Raw genomic sequence first — 18,900 nt, 5'->3', positions numbered from 1 at the left:
TTATGATGGATCACGTATCAAAAGATGAATTAAATGCGGCAGCAATGCAGATTATTCTTCATGCTGGTGATTGTCGTAATTTAATGAATGAAGCTATTATCATGACTGAAAATGATGGAAATATTGAAGAAATAGATGCTAAACTGAAAGAAGCAAAGGCAGAAATTACAGAAGCACATCGAATTCAAACAGAAATGATACAAGGAACAATCGAAGATGATGAATTAGAAACAACACTTCTTTTCTCTCACGCTCAAGATACACTTATGACAATATATAGTGAATTGAATATGACAAATTCTATCTTACGTTTATACCGTAAGCTGACAAATGGAGGGAACTAATATGAAACAGGCCCCTACAGGCTTCCCCAAAGATTTTCTTTGGGGAGGTGCGATTGCTGCTAATCAGGCAGAAGGTGCATGGGATGTAGATGGCAAAGGTCCATCTATTGCAGATATTGAAATTCTACCTGAAGTATACAGTCGTAAACAAATCGTTGGCTTTAAACATACCAAAGAAGATATTGAACAGGCATTGGCAGATAAAGAAGGATATTATCCACGTCGAAGTGCCATTGATTTCTATCATACATACAAAGAAGATTTAGCATTAATGAAAGAAATGGGATTTAAATGCTTCCGTACTTCTTTTAACTGGACTAGAATTTATCCAAATGGTGATGAAGAAACACCAAATGAAGCTGGTTTAAAATTCTATGATGATTTAATTGATGAAATGTTAAAGAATGGCATAGAACCAGTTATGACAGTTTCTCATTATGAAATGCCAGTAGCATTGGCTTTAAAAAACGGATTCTTAGATGCAGCATGTATTGACCACTTTGTGAAATACTGCGTGACATTATTTGAACGTTATAAAGGCAAAGTAAAATACTGGATTCTTTTAAATCAGATCAACTGCCTTGGTGGATGGGGTGAATTTTCATCACTTGGTTTATTAGAAGGATATAGTAAAAATGATGTTTATCAGGCATTACATAATCAATTTGTGGCATGTGCAAAAGCAACAAAAGCAGCACATGAAATTAGTTCAGATTTACAAATTGGTATGATGCTTGGGGATGATACAAGATATCCTGCGACATGTAAACCAGAAGATGTATTTGCCGCAACACGTTGTAATCAGATGAATTTATATTTCTATTCTGATGTATTATGTCAAGGTGAATATCCTGGATATGCAATTCGTTTCTTCCATGATAACAATATATCATTTGATATCACAGAAGAAGATTTGAAGCTGCTGAAAGAAAATACAGTGGATTTCTTATCCTTCTCTTATTACTTTACAAAAGTAACATCTGCAAATCCTGATGCTTCAGAAGATAATCCATATTTAGAAAAATCTATCTGGGGCTGGGCAATTGATCCATTAGGCTTTAGAAATTCTTTGAATCACTATTGGGATCGTTATCATCTGCCAATGTTTATCGCAGAAAATGGTTTAGGCGCATTAGATGAAGTTGTGGATGGAAAAGTACATGATGACTATCGTATCGCTTATTTAAAAGGCAATATTGCCGCAATGAAAGAAGCAATCAAAGATGGTGTGGAAGTGTTTGGATATGCTTCATGGGGACCAATTGATATCATCAGCTGTTCACAAGGTGAAATGAGTAAACGTTATGGATATATTTATGTAGATATCGATGATCGAGGAAATGGTACGGGAAAACGTTTAAGAAAAGACTCTTTCTATTGGTATCAAAACGTAATCAAAACAAATGGAGAAGAACTATAATTGAGAGGGAAAAGGAATAAATATTTATGAAAAAACTGGTAAAAGTCATCATGGCAACTGCTATGGCAACATGCTTATTCGCATGTTCAAGCAATGATGCAAAAGAAGCAAAAAATGAAGGAACAACCATCTACTTTGTTCGTCATGGAAAAACAATGTTTAACAATACCGATCAGGTGCAGGGCTGGAGTGATACACCATTAATCGAAAAAGGTGAAAAACAGGCAGATGCAACAGGTATTGGTATGAAGGACATTAAATTTACAACTGCTTATACTTCAGATTTAGGAAGAGCCAGAGCAACTGCAAAACGTATTTTGGCACAGAATGCAAATGATGTTCCTGAACTAATCGAATTGGTTGGTCTTCGTGAATGGGGCTATGGTGGATATGAAGGAAAACTAAACCACGAAATGTGGGATCCAATCTTTGAAGCACATGGTTTAAAATTTGATGACGAGTGGAGTCAGTATGGAGAATTGGTAAAACAGATGAGTGATGCGGATATCGCTAATGCAATTGCCGCAAATGATCCAACACATACAGCAGAAACTTATGATCAAATCACAAAACGTTCTCAGGAAGCGATTGATCAGATTGTAAAAGAAACAGAAGAAAAAGGCGGCGGAAATGCCCTGGTTATCTCTAGTGGAAGTGAAATTCCTACGATTCTGGAATTAATTGTTCCTGGTCAGTATAAAGGCGAAGATATCTCTAACTGTTCTGCGACAATCGTTGAATACAAAGATGGTAAATATACATTAAAAACAATCGGGGATACAAGCTATACTGAAAAAGGCAGTAAATAATGAAATAAAAGGGGCAATTCGAATCAAAACGTCTTGCCTTTTTTACACAAAATCAGGAAAAGGAGAATAAATTATATGAAACAACTATTAGATGGATTTCCAAAGGATTTTTTCTGGGGTGGAGCAACTGCGGCCAACCAATGTGAAGGTGCATATCAGGAAGGCGGTAAAGGATTATGCCTTGCGGATATCTTAAAGGTGCAGGATAAAGGCGATTTAAAGAAGAAATCTAATAAAGAAACAACCATGAAGGATATCGAATTCGCTTTACAGGATAAGGAAGGATATTATCCAAAACGTTATGGCATTGATTTCTATCATACCTATAAAGAAGATTTAAAAATGCTTGCTGAAACTGGTATGAACAGCTTCCGTATTTCTATCAACTGGGCAAGAATTTATCCAAATGGGGATGATGAACAGCCAAATGAAGAAGGATTACAGTTCTATGATGACTTGATTGATGAAATTAGAAAAAATGGCATGGAGCCATTGGTAACCTTATCACACTATGAAATGCCACTACATCTTGCGACAGAATATAATGGCTGGTATCATCGTAAAACAATCGATTTCTTTGTGAAGTATTGTGAAACTGTTATGCGCAGATATAAAGAAAAAGTAAAATACTGGATTGTTGTAAATCAGATCAACCTGATTCATCATGAGTCATTTAATCACTTAGGTATCCCTGCGGATCGTGTAGAAAACTTATGGGAAGCAAAATATCAGGGTATCCACCATGAATGTACTGCTAGTGCCATCGTCACAAAAATCGGACATGAAATCAATCCGGATTTCCAAATTGGTATGATGGTGTATGATGGATTAAGTGAACCGGCAACATGTAAACCTGAAGATGTTTCTGCAAATCGCAAACGTAACCAGATGGAATATTTCTTTAGTGATTTGTTGATGCGTGGAGAATATCCAGGATATGCTCTTCGTTTCTTTAAAGATCACGATATTCACTTGGATATCCGTGAAGAAGATGAAAAAGTGTTAAAGGAAAATACAGCAGATTTCTTCTCACTATCTTATTATTACAGCAGTATCTGTAGTGCTGAAAGCTATGCCAAAGTGGGTGTCAATGAAGATGGTGCCCTGCCAAATCCAAATCTAAAAGCGAATGCATGGGGATGGGCTGTTGATCCTGAAGGATTACGTACAGTTTTAAATTATTACTATGATCGTTATCAAAAACCAATTATCATCGCAGAAAATGGTTATGGAAGTTTTGATGAAATCAGTGAAGATGGTAAGATTCATGATGATTATCGTATTGATTATTTATCTACACATGTTGCGGCAGTAAAAGAAGCTATCAAAGATGGCGTGGATGTCATTGGCTATTATCCATGGGGACCAATCGATATTATCAGCTGTTCATCAAGTGAAATGAGCAAACGTTATGGATTCATTTATGTGGATCAGGACGATTATGGACAGGGAAGTAAAAAACGTATCAGAAAAGATTCCTTCTATTGGTATCAAAAAGTCGTTGCCAGCAATGGGGAAGAATTATAAAATCAAAAGCATCGTTGTAGAAACGGTGCTTTCCACTATCATCTGTGCAATTGGCGTATGCCTTTTTATAGAGGCAGGACTTGGCAGTAATACCATTGATGTCTTAGTAGATGGAATGCATCGCCATTTCTCTATCACACTGGGGCAGGCAGATCAGCTTTTTACTTTTACGTTTTTGATACTTGCATTTCTTTGTAACCGGCAATATATTGGCATGCCTTGTATTGCTTATTCTATTATGATTGGGTTTATGATTGATTTTGTAAATCAATGGATCATGCCACTACATTTAAGTGAAGCCTCTTTTTTCATACGAATCACCTGTGTGTTATTGGGACAGTTTTGTTTTGCTTTATCATATGGGATTTTTCAGACTGTAGAAAAGGGTATGAATACAGTAGATGCTGTCATATATTTCCTGTGTAAAAAAACAAAGATTGCATATAAATGGTTAAGGACAATCTTTGATGTCATCTTTTTTATCATAGGTATATATTTCGGAGGTGTGATTGGTATCGGCACAATATTTTCGGTTTGTTTTACTGGAATCATGACGGATTTCGTTCATCAAATGATTGTGAAAGTAAAACGCAGAAAAGGCATCGCATATATGGAAATTGTAGGGGAGGATGTGGCATGAAGGATATTCAAATCGTATTCAGTGACTTAGATGGGACCATTGTTGGAGATGATAATAAGATATCCTATGCAACTATTTCCATCATCAAAGATTTAAAAGAAAAAGGCATCCCTTTTATCCCATGTACCGGGCGAAGCTATACAGATATGCGCAGTGCTTTTCCAGATGATCTACATGTGCCAGCAATTTTATTGAATGGAGCATTATTTTGTGATGAAAATGGGGAAACACTAAAGAAGAAAGCATTTTCCAGAGAACAGATGATACGCATTTGTGATGAAATCAAAAGCTATGGATTGCCAATTACACTATTTGCGAAAAACTGTATTTATTTATATGGAAATGTGTCGATGATTGATGCCTGTGTTCAGTCCTTTTTCCCAGATAATGGACCTATGTATACAGGAACGACATATCATATTGATGATATCTCTATGATTCATGAGGATATTATGAAGATTGAAAGTGTTAGTCTATATCAGGATGTACGATTATCCTGCATGGAAACTTTGCGTAAACATGAGGATTTGTTAGTATCAAGTGCTTTATCATTCAACTTAGAAGTAACACCTAAAGAAATACATAAGGCATCTATGATCAAAGAGGTATTAGATGATTATCAGATAGAAGAATCAAAGGCATGCATGTTTGGCGATAGTGATAATGATATACAAATCTTTCAAAACTTCACCAACGTGATTGCTGTAGAAAATGCCAGTAAACATATTAAAGAATTAGCAAAAGAAATCATACCATCTTGTGAAGATGATGGTGTCGCAAAATATTTGTATAAGCATATACAATAAGGAGTACAATGGATAAAGGCATTGTACTTTTTCTTTTTCTTACGTACTTAATTTTAGAGGATATGCATAAAATTAGGTTGTGAGAGGTGAGCATATGAGTAAACGTTGTAAAACAATTATTATCGCAATTCTTGGTGTCATAGCAATCGCAGTAATGGCGCTTTTGATAAAGCTGTTATTTTTCTCTGGTCTGTTTGTGCCATTATTGAAAGTAAAAGGAGATGACCCACTAATTGTAGAGGTAAATGAACCATACAAAGATCCAGGCGTTGTCGCAAGCTTTCATTTTCAGGATTATGCTGATGAAGTGAAAATAGAAAGTCATGTGGATGTAAAGAAAAAAGGAACATATGAAGTCATATATAAGTGTGAAAAATATGGAAAAGAAGTAAAACGAACAGTAAAAGTAGAAGATCATAAAGCACCACAAATCAAATTAAAAGGAGATAGTACACTGCGTGTATTTGAAAATGGGAAATTCAATGATCCAGGATATCAGGCAATCGATAATTGTGATGGGGATATCAGTAAACAGGTAAATGTCAAACAACAGATCAATATGCAAAAAAAGGGTACGTATACCATCCATTATGAGGTAAAAGACAGCAGTGGCAACATAGGAAAAGCATTACGTAAAGTTGAGGTATTAAGCGATCCTAGTCTTACCAAACTTTATTATGATTATGATGAATATGATAATACCGCAGAAGAATGGTGGTTTAATAAAAGCAAAGATCATGCAAGGACCACAGGTGCTAAGCCACAAGAGCTTTTAGATAAATATCAGGCATATTATCAGGGGCCTGATGAAAAAGTTATCTATCTGACCTTTGATGAAGGGGGCAATGATATCACATATATCAAACAGATCGCCGATGTACTAAATAAAAATGATGTACAGGCAACCTTCTTCTTAACGCGAAACTATATCAAAAATGAACCAGAATTTATGAATGATTTGGTAAAACATGGACATGTGATAGGCAATCACAGCTGGCATCATTACGATATGCCAACCTTAGCAAATAGTTTAAGTGTTGATAAATTTGTTGCGGAAATCACAGAAACAGAAAAGACCTATATGGAAGTGACAGGCCAGCAGATGAAAAAAGTATTTCGTTTTCCCAAAGGTGGAGGCAGTGAGCGGGCAATGAAGATGGTCAAAGATTTGGGATATTCGACTTATTTCTGGAGTCATGCATATTATGATTATGCAAGTGATGTTAGTGGAGAAGAAGCTTTAAAGACAATGATGGAACATTATCATAATGGGGCAATATACTTATTGCATCCCAGCAATAAAGGCAATTATGAAGCAATGGATACCTTTATCAAGAATATGAAAAAGCTGGGATATCAATTTGATACCGTCGATCATATTCCACAAACAAAAGAAAAATAGTATAATAGAGCACAGGGATGTGATAATAATGAAAAAAAGATGGATCTATGGCGCCCTGTGCCTGATTTGGATGTTTGTAATATTTGGTATGTCAAATGCGCAGGGAGAGGAAAGTCAGGGTATGAGTGATACAATCGTGATTTTCCTTTCCAAGATTTTACCGTTTGTATCTTATAATGATACATGGACTTTTATTGTAAGAAAGCTGGCGCATTTTAGTGAGTATGCGATACTGGGAATGTTGTATTATTTATTTTTCTCTACCTATCGAATAATTGGAAAGAAACAGATTTTGATACTCATCGGATGTGTATTTGCATATGCCTGCAGTGATGAATTTCATCAGTTGTTTATGGAAGGCAGAGCAGGACAGTTTCGGGATGTTTGTATCGATACAGTAGGAGGTGCCACAGGAATACTATTATGGCATTGGATATATACATATTTGCTAAAATATAAGCAAAAACGTATGCCTCATGAGATATAAAAAAGACTGCTATTTATAGTCAGTAGTGCTTATTTAACACGAAAATTTTACGATTTCACATGCGATTAACATATTGTATGGAATGTAAGAAAAAGAAATAAAAAATGCAGTAAAAACTAATGGGAACTTTATTGACAAGGGGTGTGAAATGGGATAAAGTAATAAAGAATCGTGATTGTAAAAAGCGCTTACCAATGAAATATTGGCCGCTTTTTTGTATTTACATGACAGGAGGTAAATCTATGAAAAAGTTATTAACTGCAGTATTGGCATGTACCTTATTATTAGGTGGATGCGGGTCTAGTGCACCAGAGCGTGCTGTTTCACAGACAACTGGGAAAACATATTTTAAAGTTGGTATGGATTGTGATGATGCCCCATTTAATTCTCAAACAAAACAACAGACGTCTAGCAGTGTCATAATATCAGATGACAGCTACAGCGTAGGATATGATGTAAATATTGCCAGAAAGCTGGCAGAAACAATGGGTGAAGAAATTCAGGTGAAAAAGATATCAAGAGATACCTTAAAAGATTCTTTGGATAAGTATGATATTGATGTCATTATATCAGCATTAAGTCCAAGTGAAGCATTGAAAAAAGAAATGGATTTCACAAAGCCATATTACAGCAGTGAGCGTGTGCTGGTTGTAAGAAAAGATGATAAAGCTGCGAAATATAAAGATATCGCACAGTTTAAAGGCTTAAAGGTAGCGGCACTTGCGAACTCCAGTTTTGATGATGCAATCAATGAAATCAAAGAAGTAAAACATGCTGATGCATTAAAGAATACAACAGAACTGGTAAAAGCCTTAACTGATAAAAAAGTAGATGCAATCGTGGTAGGAAAAGAAAGTGCACAAAGCATTGTGAAAAAGAATAAAGATCTTGTTGTTGTGACGCCAGATGAAAAGAAAGGATTCAGCACAAAAGCAGATTATGTCATTGGTGTGAAAAAAGGAACAACGGATGAAGATTTCTTTGAAAATCTGCAGAAGGCATTAGATGGCATTTCTAAGGAAGATAAAGAAACATTCATGAAAGCGGCAATCGCCTAAGTAAGCAATCCAGGTGATTGCTTTTTGCGTATGGAGGATATATGAGAGAAACAATTTGGTGTAAGAAACTGTTTGATACAAGTATTCAGGCAGGGAAACTAGCATTATCTATGCAGAAAGATATTATAAATGAGGGAAAAGATATTATAAGAGAAGATAAGGAGGATGATATGCATTATGCAATGCGGCAGGCAAAGACCAAGGCAGATGTCATGGTACAGGATATGCTATTAAAGGCGATGATGGATGATCGAGATATTTTGACCTTGGATGTGGAAGAAGAAAGTGATTTGGTGGCATGTTTTCCATGTCAGGATGAAAGATATACGCTGGTGATTGATCCCATTGATGGAACCTTGCAATACTTAAATCAATCAGATACATATTCAATCTGCAGTGCGATTCTTCATCAACAGGATATCTTAACTGCAGTTGTTTATTTTCCTAAACGAGATACTTTGTATTGTTATGAACCACAATATGGCACAAGATTTTTTATGAATGCCTCACAATGTGACTTTCAGGATGGAAAAGTAATAGATGTACAACATGCGCTTGTAAAACGAATATATAAAAATGATCGTGTTAAGGAGAAAATATGGAAGGTGATGGAGGCAGCTGGTTATGAAATTATTGATGATCGAACTTGTTGCTGTCCTGATGCCTTGTTGGCATGTATGCGCAAAGAAGCCATTGCATATCTTTCAGATACCAGAAATATCAGAGATATTTTAGTTGGGGCGATTTTATTAAAATGTAAAGATGGCGCTGTTCTTGATCTTCAAGGCAATACAGTCAAATGGCCCGCAAAAGGAAGGCTGCCTTTTGGTATTTTTACACGTTTTCCAGATGAAATGCGCAAAATATTAAGAAATATTGAAAAAAAGTAAAAAAAATAAAAATAATTTAGGATTTTTGCCTCCTTTTTACGTATGTATATATATAGGAGGTTTTTTTATATGGAAACTTTTACAGAATTAGAAGAGAAGATTGACAAGAAACAAACGATTCAAAACATGAAAAAAGAAATGGAACAGTTGTACTATTTCACAGGTAGAAATTATTCTGATATAGAAGCGTTCTACGTGCGTGAAACGGAGGCTGTGTATGATGTGGGAAAGGAAGGTGAAAAGAAAAAACAATTGTTACGTCGGTCAAATACATTTGCAAATGAAATCATGAAATTTATGAAAAAGCTGCCGGAAAAAGAACAGAAGGTATTGGATGCGTTATATGTGTGCCATCTTGATAGAAAAATGGCCTGCAAAAAATTACATATCACAAATGCAACCCTGCGCAGAAGAAATCAGGATGGATTATATCACCTAGCCATATTGATGCGCCGCTTCGTGTTGAAGGAAACCTAGGATCGTGTTGAAGGAAACCTAGGATTGTTGTGTCTGCTTAGGGATTATGGTATAATTACCAAGTGTTGGAGGTGCGTTATGAAAGTTTTATTGTATTTTGAAGGTGAAAAAGTAATCAGCAAATCAGGTATAGGCAGGGCAATGAAGCATCAGATGGCTGCATTGACATCTCAAAACATTGAGTATACCTTAAATCCTGATGATGATTTTGATATTCTGCATATTAATACGATTGGTCCCAATAGTTCTACAATCATTCGTAAAGCAAGAAATAAAGGCAAAAAAGTAATTTATCATGCACATAGTACGGAAGAAGATTTCCGTAATTCTTTCATGTTAAGTAACCAGATTGCGCCGTTGTTTAAAAAACGTTTGGTTCATTTATACAGCAAGGCAGATCGTATCATAACGCCGACTCCTTATTCAAAAAAACTGATCGAAAGCTATGGTATAAAACTTCCTGTGCATGCGATCAGTAATGGAATCGATTTGAATAAATTTAACTATAACGAAGATAAAATCAAAGCATTCAGAGAATATTTTCAATTAAAAGAAGATGAAAAAGTAGTTATCTGTGTAGGATTATTCTTTGTGAGAAAGGGGATTTTGGATTTCATAGAAGTCGCAAAACGCTTACCAGAGTATAAATTTATCTGGTTTGGCCATGTGCCACTATATTCCATTCCCAAACAGATTCGTGATATTGTCACAAAGGATCATCCATCAAATGTGATATTCCCAGGTTATGTCAGCGGTCCTGTAATCGAAGGTGCATATTGTGGCGGGGATGCTTTCTTCTTTCCAAGTATGGAGGAAACAGAAGGAATCGTAGTATTAGAAGCTCTGGCTTCCTATCAACAGGTTATATTGCGTGATATTCCAGTATATGATCCATGGATGCAGGATAAAGTCAACTGTTATATGGGACACAACGTGGAGGAATTCACAAAACTTGTGGATGATGTCGTGAATAAACGTTTACCGGATGTTAGTGAAGAAGGCCGTAAAACAGCCGCAAAACGAAGTATAGAAGAAGTAGGAAAAGAATTACGCCAGGTTTATGAACTGGTGTTGAAGGATGAAAATGAATAAGCTTCATACCTTTCAGCGTGTTGGAATTAAAATCCAGATATCGTGTTGTCAATAAACAAGACAGGATAGCGTATAGGTTATTGTTTTAGCGTATGTGACAAACTTGTAAGCATAAGATACATACCATCCCACTAGGAAGTATGCTATAATAAAAATGTAGAAAGCACTTAGGCAAAACTATATGTTTACAGTATGGTTTAATACTGTAAGTGAAATAAAGGGAGTTTTATCATGAAAAATTCATTGAAAAGCTACGTCTTGAATTTTTTGGTGATTATCGGATTAACTGTGATTGCACTTTGGTTCGCATTAAAAGACAATTATCAAGAAGTATTGACGTTGATATCTGGTTTAAAATGGTACTGGCTGATCATTATTCTTAGCTGGGGTATGTTGTATTCTTGCGTTGTAGGAAAGATTCTGTCTATATTCGCAAGAAAAAATAAAAAAGGCTATACCACTGTACAAGGTATTCAGAATGGACTTGTCGGCAGTTTTTTTAGTGGAATTACCCCAAGTTCTACAGGAGGCCAGTTTGCACAGGCGTATATCTTTAAAAAACAAGGCATAAAATTCAGTGATGGTGCCAGTATTTTATGGGCGGATTTCATTGTATATCAGACAACGATGATGGGGTATGTAACCGTGTTGTTCTTGCTTCGTTATACCCATTATGTACAAATGATTGGTGGACCGTTATTGTTTTTGATATTGGTTGGATATATTATCAATTTATGTGTTATCAGTATTTTATGGACAATGGCATTGTTTCCAAAGATGTATGTAAAGCTTAGCAACTTATGTGTAAAATTATTAGCAAAGCTGCATATTGTGAAAGATAAAGATAAAACACTGGCATCATGGGGTGCGCAGGTAACATCTTTTACAGAAGAAATTCAAAAGTTAAAAAATGAAAAAAAGATGATCATACAATCAGTATTATGGAATATCGTGCGAATGACCATTCAGTTTATGCTGCCATGGTTTATCGCCAATGCTCTGGGTTATTCTTTGGGCATAGATCGTTTGGTTGATTGTCTGGCATTATCCAGCTTCGTATTGATGGCAAATGCCTTCATTCCGATACCTGGAGCAAGCGGGGGAACCGAATTTGTCTTTACACAGTTATATGGACAGATGATCGCAGATGGCGCTATCACCAGTGGTATTATGATTTTATGGCGTTTTTCAACCTATCATTTGGTTATGTTGGTAGGCGCAGTCATATTTGTCTATCTGAAACAGAAATATAGTAAAGAAAGTTATGAACGTGATATAAAATAATAAGAGGAGGTCCTGGTATGAGAATTGGATTATTTACCGATACATACACACCGGATATCAATGGGGTTGTCAGTAGTATTGTGACCCTGCAAAGAGAATTGGAAAAAAACGGACACGAAGTATTCGTCATTACAAATCATAAGGCTAGAACCATGAAGCGTGAAGGAAACGTTTTGCGCTTACCGGGTCTGGAATTAAAATGGCTGTATGGTTATAAACTTTCAACACCATTTCATTTTGCGGCAAGAGATGAAGTGAAAAAGATGAATCTGGATGTCATTCATGTACATACCGAATTTGGTGTTGGCTTTTTTGCACGAATCGTTGCGAAAAACCTAAATATACCAGTGGTATCCACTTATCATACAATGTATGAAGATTACACGCATTATGTGAATTTATTCGGTTTTGAAGAAGTAGATAAGATGACAAAACGAATTGTATCTACATTCAGCCGTTCTATTTCAGATAATGTACAGGCAGTTATTTCCCCTAGTGAAAAAACCAAAGAAACATTATTAAAATATGGTGTAAAAACACCGATTTATGTTATTCCAACAGGACTTGATTTTTCTATGTTTGATATGCGTCAGATTCAAATGGATACAATCACAAGCATCCGTAAAGCATATGGAATACAAGAGGATGATAAACTTATTGTTTATCTGGGAAGAATCGCAGAAGAAAAAAGTATTGATATACCAATCGAAGGCTTTCGCTATGTAGAAGATGAACATATCAAACTAATGATTGTTGGCGATGGTCCTCAATTAGATGATTATCGCGAGCTTGCGAAAAAATATCATTTAGAAGATAAAGTGATTTTCACAGGCAAGAAAAATCGTGAAGAAGTGCCACAATATTATGCATGTGCAGATTGTTTTGTGTCTGCTTCATTGAGTGAAACACAGGGTATGACATTTATTGAAGCACTGGCTTGTGGTCTTCCTGTCTTTGCTAGACCAGATGATGTATTAAAAGATTTGGTTGTGGAAGGTGTTAGTGGCTATTTGTTTGAAACACCACAGGAATTTGCGAAGAAATTAACAGCATTTTTCGCAATGACAAAGGAAGCACAACAGGAAATGAAGAATAAAGCGAGAGCATTTGTGGACAAATACGATTCACGTGTATTCTATCAAAAGGTATTAAGCGTATATTATCAAGCAATTGATGATTATCAGCATGCTTATGAGGTTGTGAAAATTAAAAATCTGGATGATTATGTACGTATCTATGTAGAAAATGACAGCGAGGATCAGCCTTTAAAAATTCTGGTTTCTCTGGATGACTACTTTTTATATAAAATACGTATTGGCACAATGCTGGATCGTTATACAGTGGATGAATTCCGTCATAAAGAAATTATGCTGGAAGCTTATCGTGCTGCGATACGCAAGCTGAAAATTCGTGATTATACACGAAAAGAAATGCAGATTTATTTCAATCGTCTGCCAGGGCTTGCTAATGAAGATGTAGAAGCATTATTGTGTGAACTGGAAGAAAAAGGTTATATCAATGATCAGCTGTATCTTCAGGAAAAGATTGAAAAAATGCAGTTTTCACTTATGGGAAAAGGCAATATTAGAAGAACATTAATGAATAAAGGTATCGCAAGAGAAGATATCGATCAGGCATTAGATGCACTGGATGATGAAGAAGAAAGCCAGAAGGCGATACAGATGGCAGAAAAACTGATGGCAACCATCAAAGATAAATCCAAGAAGATGAAGAAACAGACGATTGTGAAAAAGCTGATCAACCTTGGATATGATAGTGATGTCGCATTATCTGCCAGTGAAAACTTAAATTTTGAGGATGAAGATGATCACTCTGCCCTGATTAAGACAATTCAAAAAGCACAGCGAAACTATGCAAGAAAGTATCAGGGAAAAGATTTACGCAATAAAATCATTCTGTATTGTATGCAGAAAGGATTTGTCAGAGAAGATGTCATCAACCAGTTAGAAGAAATGGAGGAAAACGATGAAGATTCAGGAATTGAATGATGGATATAAAGGCAGTATTACGGTTTTAATCACCAATCTAAATCGTGGTGTTACAGCCAAAGGAGCGCCTTATCTGTCTTTTACCTTTCAAGACAAGACTGGTACGATGGAAGCCAAATATTGGAATGTAAAAGAAGAAGAAATTGATCTATACAGCAATGGGATGCTGGTAGAGGCAACAGGGGATGTATTATCTCATAAAAAAATGTTACAGTTTCGTGTAAGCAAACTGGAGATTCTGGATATGAGTGAAATAGATATTTATGATTATGTAAAAACAAGTGCTTTAACAAAAGAAGAATTGAAATCTAGAATTGATGAGAAAATCAATGGTATTGATAATGCAATTATCAAAACGATGGTAATGGAAATCATGAAAGAAAACGAAAAAGATTTCTATGAATATCCTGCCGCTACGAAAAATCATCATGATTTTGTTGGAGGACTGGCGACTCATGTTTTGGGAATGCTGGAATTAGGACACTCTATTTGTGCACTGTATCCAATGTTAAATGAGGACCTGTTGGCAGGTGGCATTATTTTACATGATATTGGGAAATTAACGGAATTAAATAAAGCGATTATCAGTGAATATACAAAGACAGGAAAACTGCTTGGACATATTTCTATTATGCAGGCAATGGTCTATGAAAAAGCAAAACAGCTGGGATATGAAAATGAAGAAGAAATTCTATTACTGCGTCATATGATTTTATCTCATCATGGGGTATACGAATATGGTTCACCAGTATTGCCAATGATTCCGGAAGCAGAAATCCTGCATTTGATAGATAATATCGATGCACGTATGAGTACATTAGATAAAGCGATGAATAATGTAATGCCTGGTGAATTTACACCAAGAATCTTCGCAATGGAAAATCGTAATTTCTATAAAACAACATTAAAAAATAAAAAAGATTAAGATGAAGAAAGTCATATGGTATATACTGTATGACTTTTTTTAAAGGGATGCTTACAAAATTTACATGTAAAAGATTTTCGTGGATTTTGCTTTTTAAATCAGCAGTTTCATGTTATAGTAATGCATGAGGTGTTGAAAATGAAAATTGGATTTGTATCACTTGGATGTAGTAAAAACTTAGTAGACAGTGAAAAAATCATGGGCATGCTAAAAGAAGCCAGCCATGAAATGGTGAGTGATCCTGCACAGGCAGAAGCAATCATAATAAATACATGTGGATTTATCAATCCAGCAAAAGAAGAAGCGATTTCTACCATCTTCAAAATGGCAGAATATAAGAAATATAACTGTAAGAAGCTAATTGTTGTTGGATGTCTTGCACAGCGTTATAAAGAAGCTTTGATTGAAGATATTCCGGAAATCGATGCAGTCATCAGTATTCGAGAATATCCTCATATCCATGAAATACTTGGACAGTTATTGGATGGACATGATCTAGTCAGTTATGCGAAAGCAGAACGTCTGGTAAGCAGTAAGCCATGGACAGCTTATCTAAAGATTGCGGAAGGATGTTCTAATCATTGTACCTATTGTGCGATTCCATTGATTCGTGGGGATAATGTTACATTTCCTATGGAACAATTGATAGAAGAAGCGAAGCAATTAGCTGCACGTGGTGTCAAAGAGCTTGTATTAATTGCACAGGATACTACCAAATATGGTGTAGATTTATATGGCAAACGTTCTTTGTTGCCATTACTACAGAAACTGCATGAAATTGAAGGATTCCATTGGATTCGCATTTTATATATGTATCCGGATGAAATAGATGATGAATTGATTGAAGGTATGGCAAAACTTCCAAAGGTATTACCTTATTTTGATATTCCAATGCAGCATGCAAATCATCGTATGCTGACGGCTATGAATCGAAGAGGCACAAAAGAAGATGTATTGAAACTTATCAAAAAAATACGTGAAACTTTTGAAGAACCAACACTGCGTACCACATTTATTGTTGGATTCCCTGGTGAAACAGATGAAGAATTTGAAGAATTAAAACAGTTTGTGAAAGATGTACATTGGGATCGTATGGGTTCATTTACATATTCTCCTGAAGAAGATACACCGGCATTCGATATGGATGGTGCAATTGATGAAGAAATCAAAGACCAGCGTTTAGATGAGTTGATGCAGCTGCAGCAAGAAGTATCCTTTGCGAACCAACAGAAAATGATTGGGAAAACCTTAGAGGTTTTGGTTGAAGATCAGGATGGATTACGTGGCGTATATCGTGGCAGAAGCGTACATGATGCGCCAGATGAAGTTGATGGTGTGGTATTGTTTACAAGTGAGCGTGCCATCAACTTTGGAGAATTTGTAAAAGTAAAAATTACGGAAGCAATGACACATGATCTAAAAGGAGTGGAAGTGTGTTAAAAGGCTTTGATCCAATTATCGCACCATATCCTTATGTGATGATCTTAGGCTCTATGCCAAGTGTGACATCATTAGAAAAACAAGAATATTATGGCTTTAAGCATAATCGTTTCTGGAAAATTATGAATCAGATGTTTCAAATGCCAATTGATACCTATGAACAAAAAAAGCAGATCATCTTGACACATCATATGATTTTATGGGATGTGATAGGAGAATGTGAGCGGGAAGGCAGCCTGGATAGTGCGATTCGTCATGAAAAAGTAAATGATATTGCATATCTGATACAAGCACATCCAACCATTCGCATGGTGATCTGCAATGGTAAAAAAAGCTATGATTTATACCAAAAGCATTTTCATGCCATACAGATTCCATGTATGTATTTACCAAGTACCAGTAATGCCAATCGAACAATCAAGGAACAAGCTTTGTTTGAGGCATGGAAGCAGGCATTCAAAAAGGCAGATATCCTTTAAAGGGTATCTGCCTTTTTGTTAGTTACAAGTAAATTTTTGTTTTTTTAGGTTGCTGATACTTTGATTATAATCAATCTCTAGTTTATCGCCTTCTAGTTTTTGATTGGTGACTTTACCATAATCGGTTGCGCTAACTTTAGAAAAATCAAAGGTTATAACTTCAGTGTAAAGATTGTTTTTATCAATACCGGCTTCATAGCTGATGCCTTTCATATCTTTATATTTTTCTTTGTTTTCCTTAATTGTAGCCTCTACCTTTTTTTGCATATCCTTATCATCTTTATCAAGTGTTGCACTGACCGTCTGCTTTTGAGATTTTACAACATCACCTGCATAAGTAATATCCTGTGTGGTGGTAAATGTGATATCACCTGATTTCTGTTCCATTGTACACTTTGTTGTTTTCTGGGGTTCTTCCTTTTTATCAGATCCACATCCGCTTAAACATAACAGAATTAAAGCGGAGCATAATAATTTTTTCATATTGTCCCTACTTTCTATTGACGCTATTGTATCATATGCATTTACAGGATGAAAGTTTTATTTGATTTTCAATTTACGTTTTACATAATAATGCTTTGTGATTTTCAATACATTTTCTAATTCCATCTGGAAAGGTTCCCAATACAGATCTTCTCGTGCCAGTGTTGGCGCAATCTTCATAACTAGAAAATCTTCTAACTTTTCAGCAGCTACATCTGAATATTTCATACGATAATATTCATGGAACTGCGTAACATGCTGGGGAAAACGCTTTGGATATCTGACTTCTTTAAGAATCGCTGGATCAGGTTTGGTATCCAATAATGTACAAATCGTATTTGCTATAAGGGCTGCCGGCAGATAATGATAATCATCCTGATCTGCTAGTTCTACAAAGAAAGGATATGCCTGTTCATATTCTTTATCTTCCAAATATAACATACCACATTGGTATAAAGATTGAAGATATTTATTTTTATGCAGCTGGTCTTTGTGTTCTCTTACCAGTTTGAACAGCTTCTGTTGATAGATGTTATTTTGATTTTTCTGTAATTCAACATACAATAAAGCCATTGCATCATAAACATCCAGCAAACGATTGTAATTTTCAGTTTCAATAAAGATACGTTCCAGCTCTAAAGAATCCCTAAAACAGTCTAAATACCAACCACGGTAAAAATGCATATAGGAACGATTCAGTATATTTAAAGGTGTATCACTTTCATTGATCTTTAAAAATTCAAAGATTTCCTGCTCCTTTTTCGCATTTCTTGTACGATGAACGGTATATGTAAATAACATATCTTTAATGATTTCTTTTAAAGGCTTAGTGAAAATATCTAATAATGCCATATATTTATCAAACTGTTCTTCACTCATATCACTACATTTCGCATAATAATTGGGAATTAAATCACATAAATCAAGAATTTCTTTTACAAAAATGTCACTACTGTCTGTTGGTAACAGTTTCTTGATTTTTAAAGCTGTTTTTTGTAGATTATGAATGTGATAAAATGTGACATCATGTAAAAGCTGCTCAAATAATGGCTGAAGATTCGCCCAGAATGCTGGATCATATTCAATGGTTGCTCCAATCTGATGTAATAAATAGATATAAATAGAATCGCTTTTGATTGGATGCAGATTTTCAATACGACTGTAGGAATCCATGGAACAAATCAATGCATTATTATAAGTGATAAAATCTTTTTGTTTCATTTTCAACTGTTTACGATAATATTTCAATAGTACCGCTATACAGTTCTTTACATTTTTATTTAAACGAAAATCTCTAGGGTACATTTTCTCTCCTCCAAATACTCTTT

The 18,900-nt window shown here is 35.4% G+C and carries 19 protein-coding genes; 17 read left to right on the top strand and 2 right to left on the bottom strand.

Annotation, left to right across the window (positions count from 1 at the left end; all coding sequences use genetic code 11):
* The first annotated feature begins 2 nt into the window (after positions 1 to 2).
* The 17 genes from DW761_RS14940 to DW761_RS14860 all read left to right on the top strand — a co-directional run bounded on the left by DW761_RS14940 (position 3) and on the right by DW761_RS14860 (position 17,089).
* The gene (locus tag DW761_RS14940) at positions 3 to 344 is read left to right on the top strand and encodes a PTS lactose/cellobiose transporter subunit IIA (protein WP_233513113.1); all 342 of its coding nucleotides are present in this window, start codon (positions 3 to 5) and stop codon (positions 342 to 344) included.
* Position 345: 1 nt separating this feature from the next.
* A complete protein-coding gene (locus tag DW761_RS14935; protein WP_117518597.1) occupies positions 346 to 1,764 on the top strand; it encodes a glycoside hydrolase family 1 protein in 1,419 nt (472 codons plus the stop codon).
* 26 nt (positions 1,765 to 1,790) lie between these two features.
* Positions 1,791 to 2,573 carry a histidine phosphatase family protein gene (locus DW761_RS14930; RefSeq protein ID WP_117453109.1) on the top strand — a complete coding sequence of 261 codons (783 nt, stop codon included), beginning with the start codon at positions 1,791 to 1,793 and terminating at the stop codon, positions 2,571 to 2,573.
* Between the two features lie 75 nt (positions 2,574 to 2,648).
* Complete coding sequence (locus DW761_RS14925) at positions 2,649 to 4,100, top strand: glycoside hydrolase family 1 protein (protein WP_117453110.1); 1,452 nt, start codon at positions 2,649 to 2,651, stop codon at positions 4,098 to 4,100.
* Complete coding sequence (locus DW761_RS14920) at positions 4,084 to 4,740, top strand: YczE/YyaS/YitT family protein (protein WP_117518596.1); 657 nt, start codon at positions 4,084 to 4,086, stop codon at positions 4,738 to 4,740. The genes DW761_RS14925 and DW761_RS14920 overlap by 17 nt, the downstream gene beginning before the upstream one ends.
* On the top strand, positions 4,737 to 5,546 hold the full coding sequence (locus DW761_RS14915) for an HAD family hydrolase (RefSeq protein WP_117518595.1): 810 nt from the start codon (positions 4,737 to 4,739) through the stop codon (positions 5,544 to 5,546). Before DW761_RS14920 ends, DW761_RS14915 begins: the two co-directional genes overlap by 4 nt.
* A gap of 94 nt (positions 5,547 to 5,640) precedes the next feature.
* Positions 5,641 to 6,948 carry an immunoglobulin-like domain-containing protein gene (locus DW761_RS14910; RefSeq protein WP_117518594.1) on the top strand — a complete coding sequence of 436 codons (1,308 nt, stop codon included), beginning with the start codon at positions 5,641 to 5,643 and terminating at the stop codon, positions 6,946 to 6,948.
* Between the two features lie 28 nt (positions 6,949 to 6,976).
* Positions 6,977 to 7,435, top strand: a complete 459-nt coding sequence (locus tag DW761_RS14905; RefSeq protein WP_117518593.1) for a VanZ family protein — start codon at positions 6,977 to 6,979, stop codon at positions 7,433 to 7,435.
* A gap of 242 nt (positions 7,436 to 7,677) precedes the next feature.
* Complete coding sequence (locus tag DW761_RS14900) at positions 7,678 to 8,493, top strand: transporter substrate-binding domain-containing protein (RefSeq protein ID WP_158553821.1); 816 nt, start codon at positions 7,678 to 7,680, stop codon at positions 8,491 to 8,493.
* 41 nt (positions 8,494 to 8,534) lie between these two features.
* Positions 8,535 to 9,383: an inositol monophosphatase family protein gene (locus tag DW761_RS14895; RefSeq protein WP_117518591.1), complete on the top strand. Its 849-nt coding sequence runs from the start codon at positions 8,535 to 8,537 to the stop codon at positions 9,381 to 9,383.
* Positions 9,384 to 9,452: 69 nt separating this feature from the next.
* Positions 9,453 to 9,860, top strand: a complete 408-nt coding sequence (locus tag DW761_RS14890) for a hypothetical protein (RefSeq protein ID WP_117518590.1) — start codon at positions 9,453 to 9,455, stop codon at positions 9,858 to 9,860.
* A gap of 78 nt (positions 9,861 to 9,938) precedes the next feature.
* Complete coding sequence (locus DW761_RS14885) at positions 9,939 to 10,952, top strand: glycosyltransferase family 4 protein (RefSeq protein ID WP_117453118.1); 1,014 nt, start codon at positions 9,939 to 9,941, stop codon at positions 10,950 to 10,952.
* Positions 10,953 to 11,183: 231 nt separating this feature from the next.
* On the top strand, positions 11,184 to 12,236 hold the full coding sequence (locus DW761_RS14880; protein WP_117518589.1) for a lysylphosphatidylglycerol synthase transmembrane domain-containing protein: 1,053 nt from the start codon (positions 11,184 to 11,186) through the stop codon (positions 12,234 to 12,236).
* A gap of 17 nt (positions 12,237 to 12,253) precedes the next feature.
* Positions 12,254 to 14,245 (top strand): glycosyltransferase, encoded by a 1,992-nt coding sequence (locus tag DW761_RS14875; RefSeq protein WP_117518588.1) that lies wholly within the window; start codon positions 12,254 to 12,256, stop codon positions 14,243 to 14,245.
* Positions 14,223 to 15,170, top strand: a complete 948-nt coding sequence (locus tag DW761_RS14870; protein WP_117453121.1) for a 3'-5' exoribonuclease YhaM family protein — start codon at positions 14,223 to 14,225, stop codon at positions 15,168 to 15,170. Before DW761_RS14875 ends, DW761_RS14870 begins: the two co-directional genes overlap by 23 nt.
* 138 nt (positions 15,171 to 15,308) lie before the next feature.
* The gene (gene rimO / locus DW761_RS14865; RefSeq protein ID WP_117518587.1) at positions 15,309 to 16,610 is read left to right on the top strand and encodes a 30S ribosomal protein S12 methylthiotransferase RimO; all 1,302 of its coding nucleotides are present in this window, start codon (positions 15,309 to 15,311) and stop codon (positions 16,608 to 16,610) included.
* A complete protein-coding gene (locus DW761_RS14860; RefSeq protein WP_117453123.1) occupies positions 16,604 to 17,089 on the top strand; it encodes a DNA-deoxyinosine glycosylase in 486 nt (161 codons plus the stop codon). Before rimO ends, DW761_RS14860 begins: the two co-directional genes overlap by 7 nt.
* An 18-nt stretch (positions 17,090 to 17,107) precedes the next feature.
* On the opposite strand, the gene DW761_RS14855 is transcribed toward DW761_RS14860, so the two are convergent.
* Both DW761_RS14855 and DW761_RS14850 read right to left on the bottom strand, forming a co-directional pair.
* Entirely contained in the window at positions 17,108 to 17,572 is a 465-nt protein-coding gene (locus DW761_RS14855) for a DUF1307 domain-containing protein (protein ID WP_117453124.1), read from the bottom strand.
* A 57-nt stretch (positions 17,573 to 17,629) separates the two neighbouring features.
* A complete protein-coding gene (locus tag DW761_RS14850; RefSeq protein ID WP_117453125.1) occupies positions 17,630 to 18,877 on the bottom strand; it encodes a hypothetical protein in 1,248 nt (415 codons plus the stop codon).
* Positions 18,878 to 18,900 lie beyond the last annotated feature (23 nt).

The organism is Absiella sp. AM29-15, assembly GCF_003434225.1.
GTDB classification, from domain to species: domain Bacteria; phylum Bacillota_I; class Bacilli_A; order Erysipelotrichales; family Erysipelotrichaceae; genus Hoskinsella; species Hoskinsella hominis.
The sequence above is the reverse complement of the archived record's forward strand: the minus strand, read 5'-3'. Positions and strand labels throughout refer to the sequence as shown.

Excerpts from the sequence above, each read along its gene's own strand:
- DW761_RS14940 (WP_233513113.1), top strand. The coding sequence starts at position 3 with ATGATGGATCACGTATCAAAAGATGAATTAAATGCGGCAGCAATGCAG.
- DW761_RS14935 (WP_117518597.1), top strand. The coding sequence starts at position 346 with ATGAAACAGGCCCCTACAGGCTTCCCCAAAGATTTTCTTTGGGGAGGT.
- DW761_RS14930 (WP_117453109.1), top strand. The coding sequence starts at position 1,791 with ATGAAAAAACTGGTAAAAGTCATCATGGCAACTGCTATGGCAACATGC.
- DW761_RS14925 (WP_117453110.1), top strand. The coding sequence starts at position 2,649 with ATGAAACAACTATTAGATGGATTTCCAAAGGATTTTTTCTGGGGTGGA.
- DW761_RS14920 (WP_117518596.1), top strand. The coding sequence starts at position 4,084 with ATGGGGAAGAATTATAAAATCAAAAGCATCGTTGTAGAAACGGTGCTT.
- DW761_RS14915 (WP_117518595.1), top strand. The coding sequence starts at position 4,737 with ATGAAGGATATTCAAATCGTATTCAGTGACTTAGATGGGACCATTGTT.
- DW761_RS14910 (WP_117518594.1), top strand. The coding sequence starts at position 5,641 with ATGAGTAAACGTTGTAAAACAATTATTATCGCAATTCTTGGTGTCATA.
- DW761_RS14905 (WP_117518593.1), top strand. The coding sequence starts at position 6,977 with ATGAAAAAAAGATGGATCTATGGCGCCCTGTGCCTGATTTGGATGTTT.
- DW761_RS14900 (WP_158553821.1), top strand. The coding sequence starts at position 7,678 with ATGAAAAAGTTATTAACTGCAGTATTGGCATGTACCTTATTATTAGGT.
- DW761_RS14895 (WP_117518591.1), top strand. The coding sequence starts at position 8,535 with ATGAGAGAAACAATTTGGTGTAAGAAACTGTTTGATACAAGTATTCAG.
- DW761_RS14890 (WP_117518590.1), top strand. The coding sequence starts at position 9,453 with ATGGAAACTTTTACAGAATTAGAAGAGAAGATTGACAAGAAACAAACG.
- DW761_RS14885 (WP_117453118.1), top strand. The coding sequence starts at position 9,939 with ATGAAAGTTTTATTGTATTTTGAAGGTGAAAAAGTAATCAGCAAATCA.
- DW761_RS14880 (WP_117518589.1), top strand. The coding sequence starts at position 11,184 with ATGAAAAATTCATTGAAAAGCTACGTCTTGAATTTTTTGGTGATTATC.
- DW761_RS14875 (WP_117518588.1), top strand. The coding sequence starts at position 12,254 with ATGAGAATTGGATTATTTACCGATACATACACACCGGATATCAATGGG.
- DW761_RS14870 (WP_117453121.1), top strand. The coding sequence starts at position 14,223 with ATGAAGATTCAGGAATTGAATGATGGATATAAAGGCAGTATTACGGTT.
- rimO (WP_117518587.1), top strand. The coding sequence starts at position 15,309 with ATGAAAATTGGATTTGTATCACTTGGATGTAGTAAAAACTTAGTAGAC.
- DW761_RS14855 (WP_117453124.1), bottom strand. The coding sequence starts at position 17,572 with ATGAAAAAATTATTATGCTCCGCTTTAATTCTGTTATGTTTAAGCGGA.
- DW761_RS14850 (WP_117453125.1), bottom strand. The coding sequence starts at position 18,877 with ATGTACCCTAGAGATTTTCGTTTAAATAAAAATGTAAAGAACTGTATA.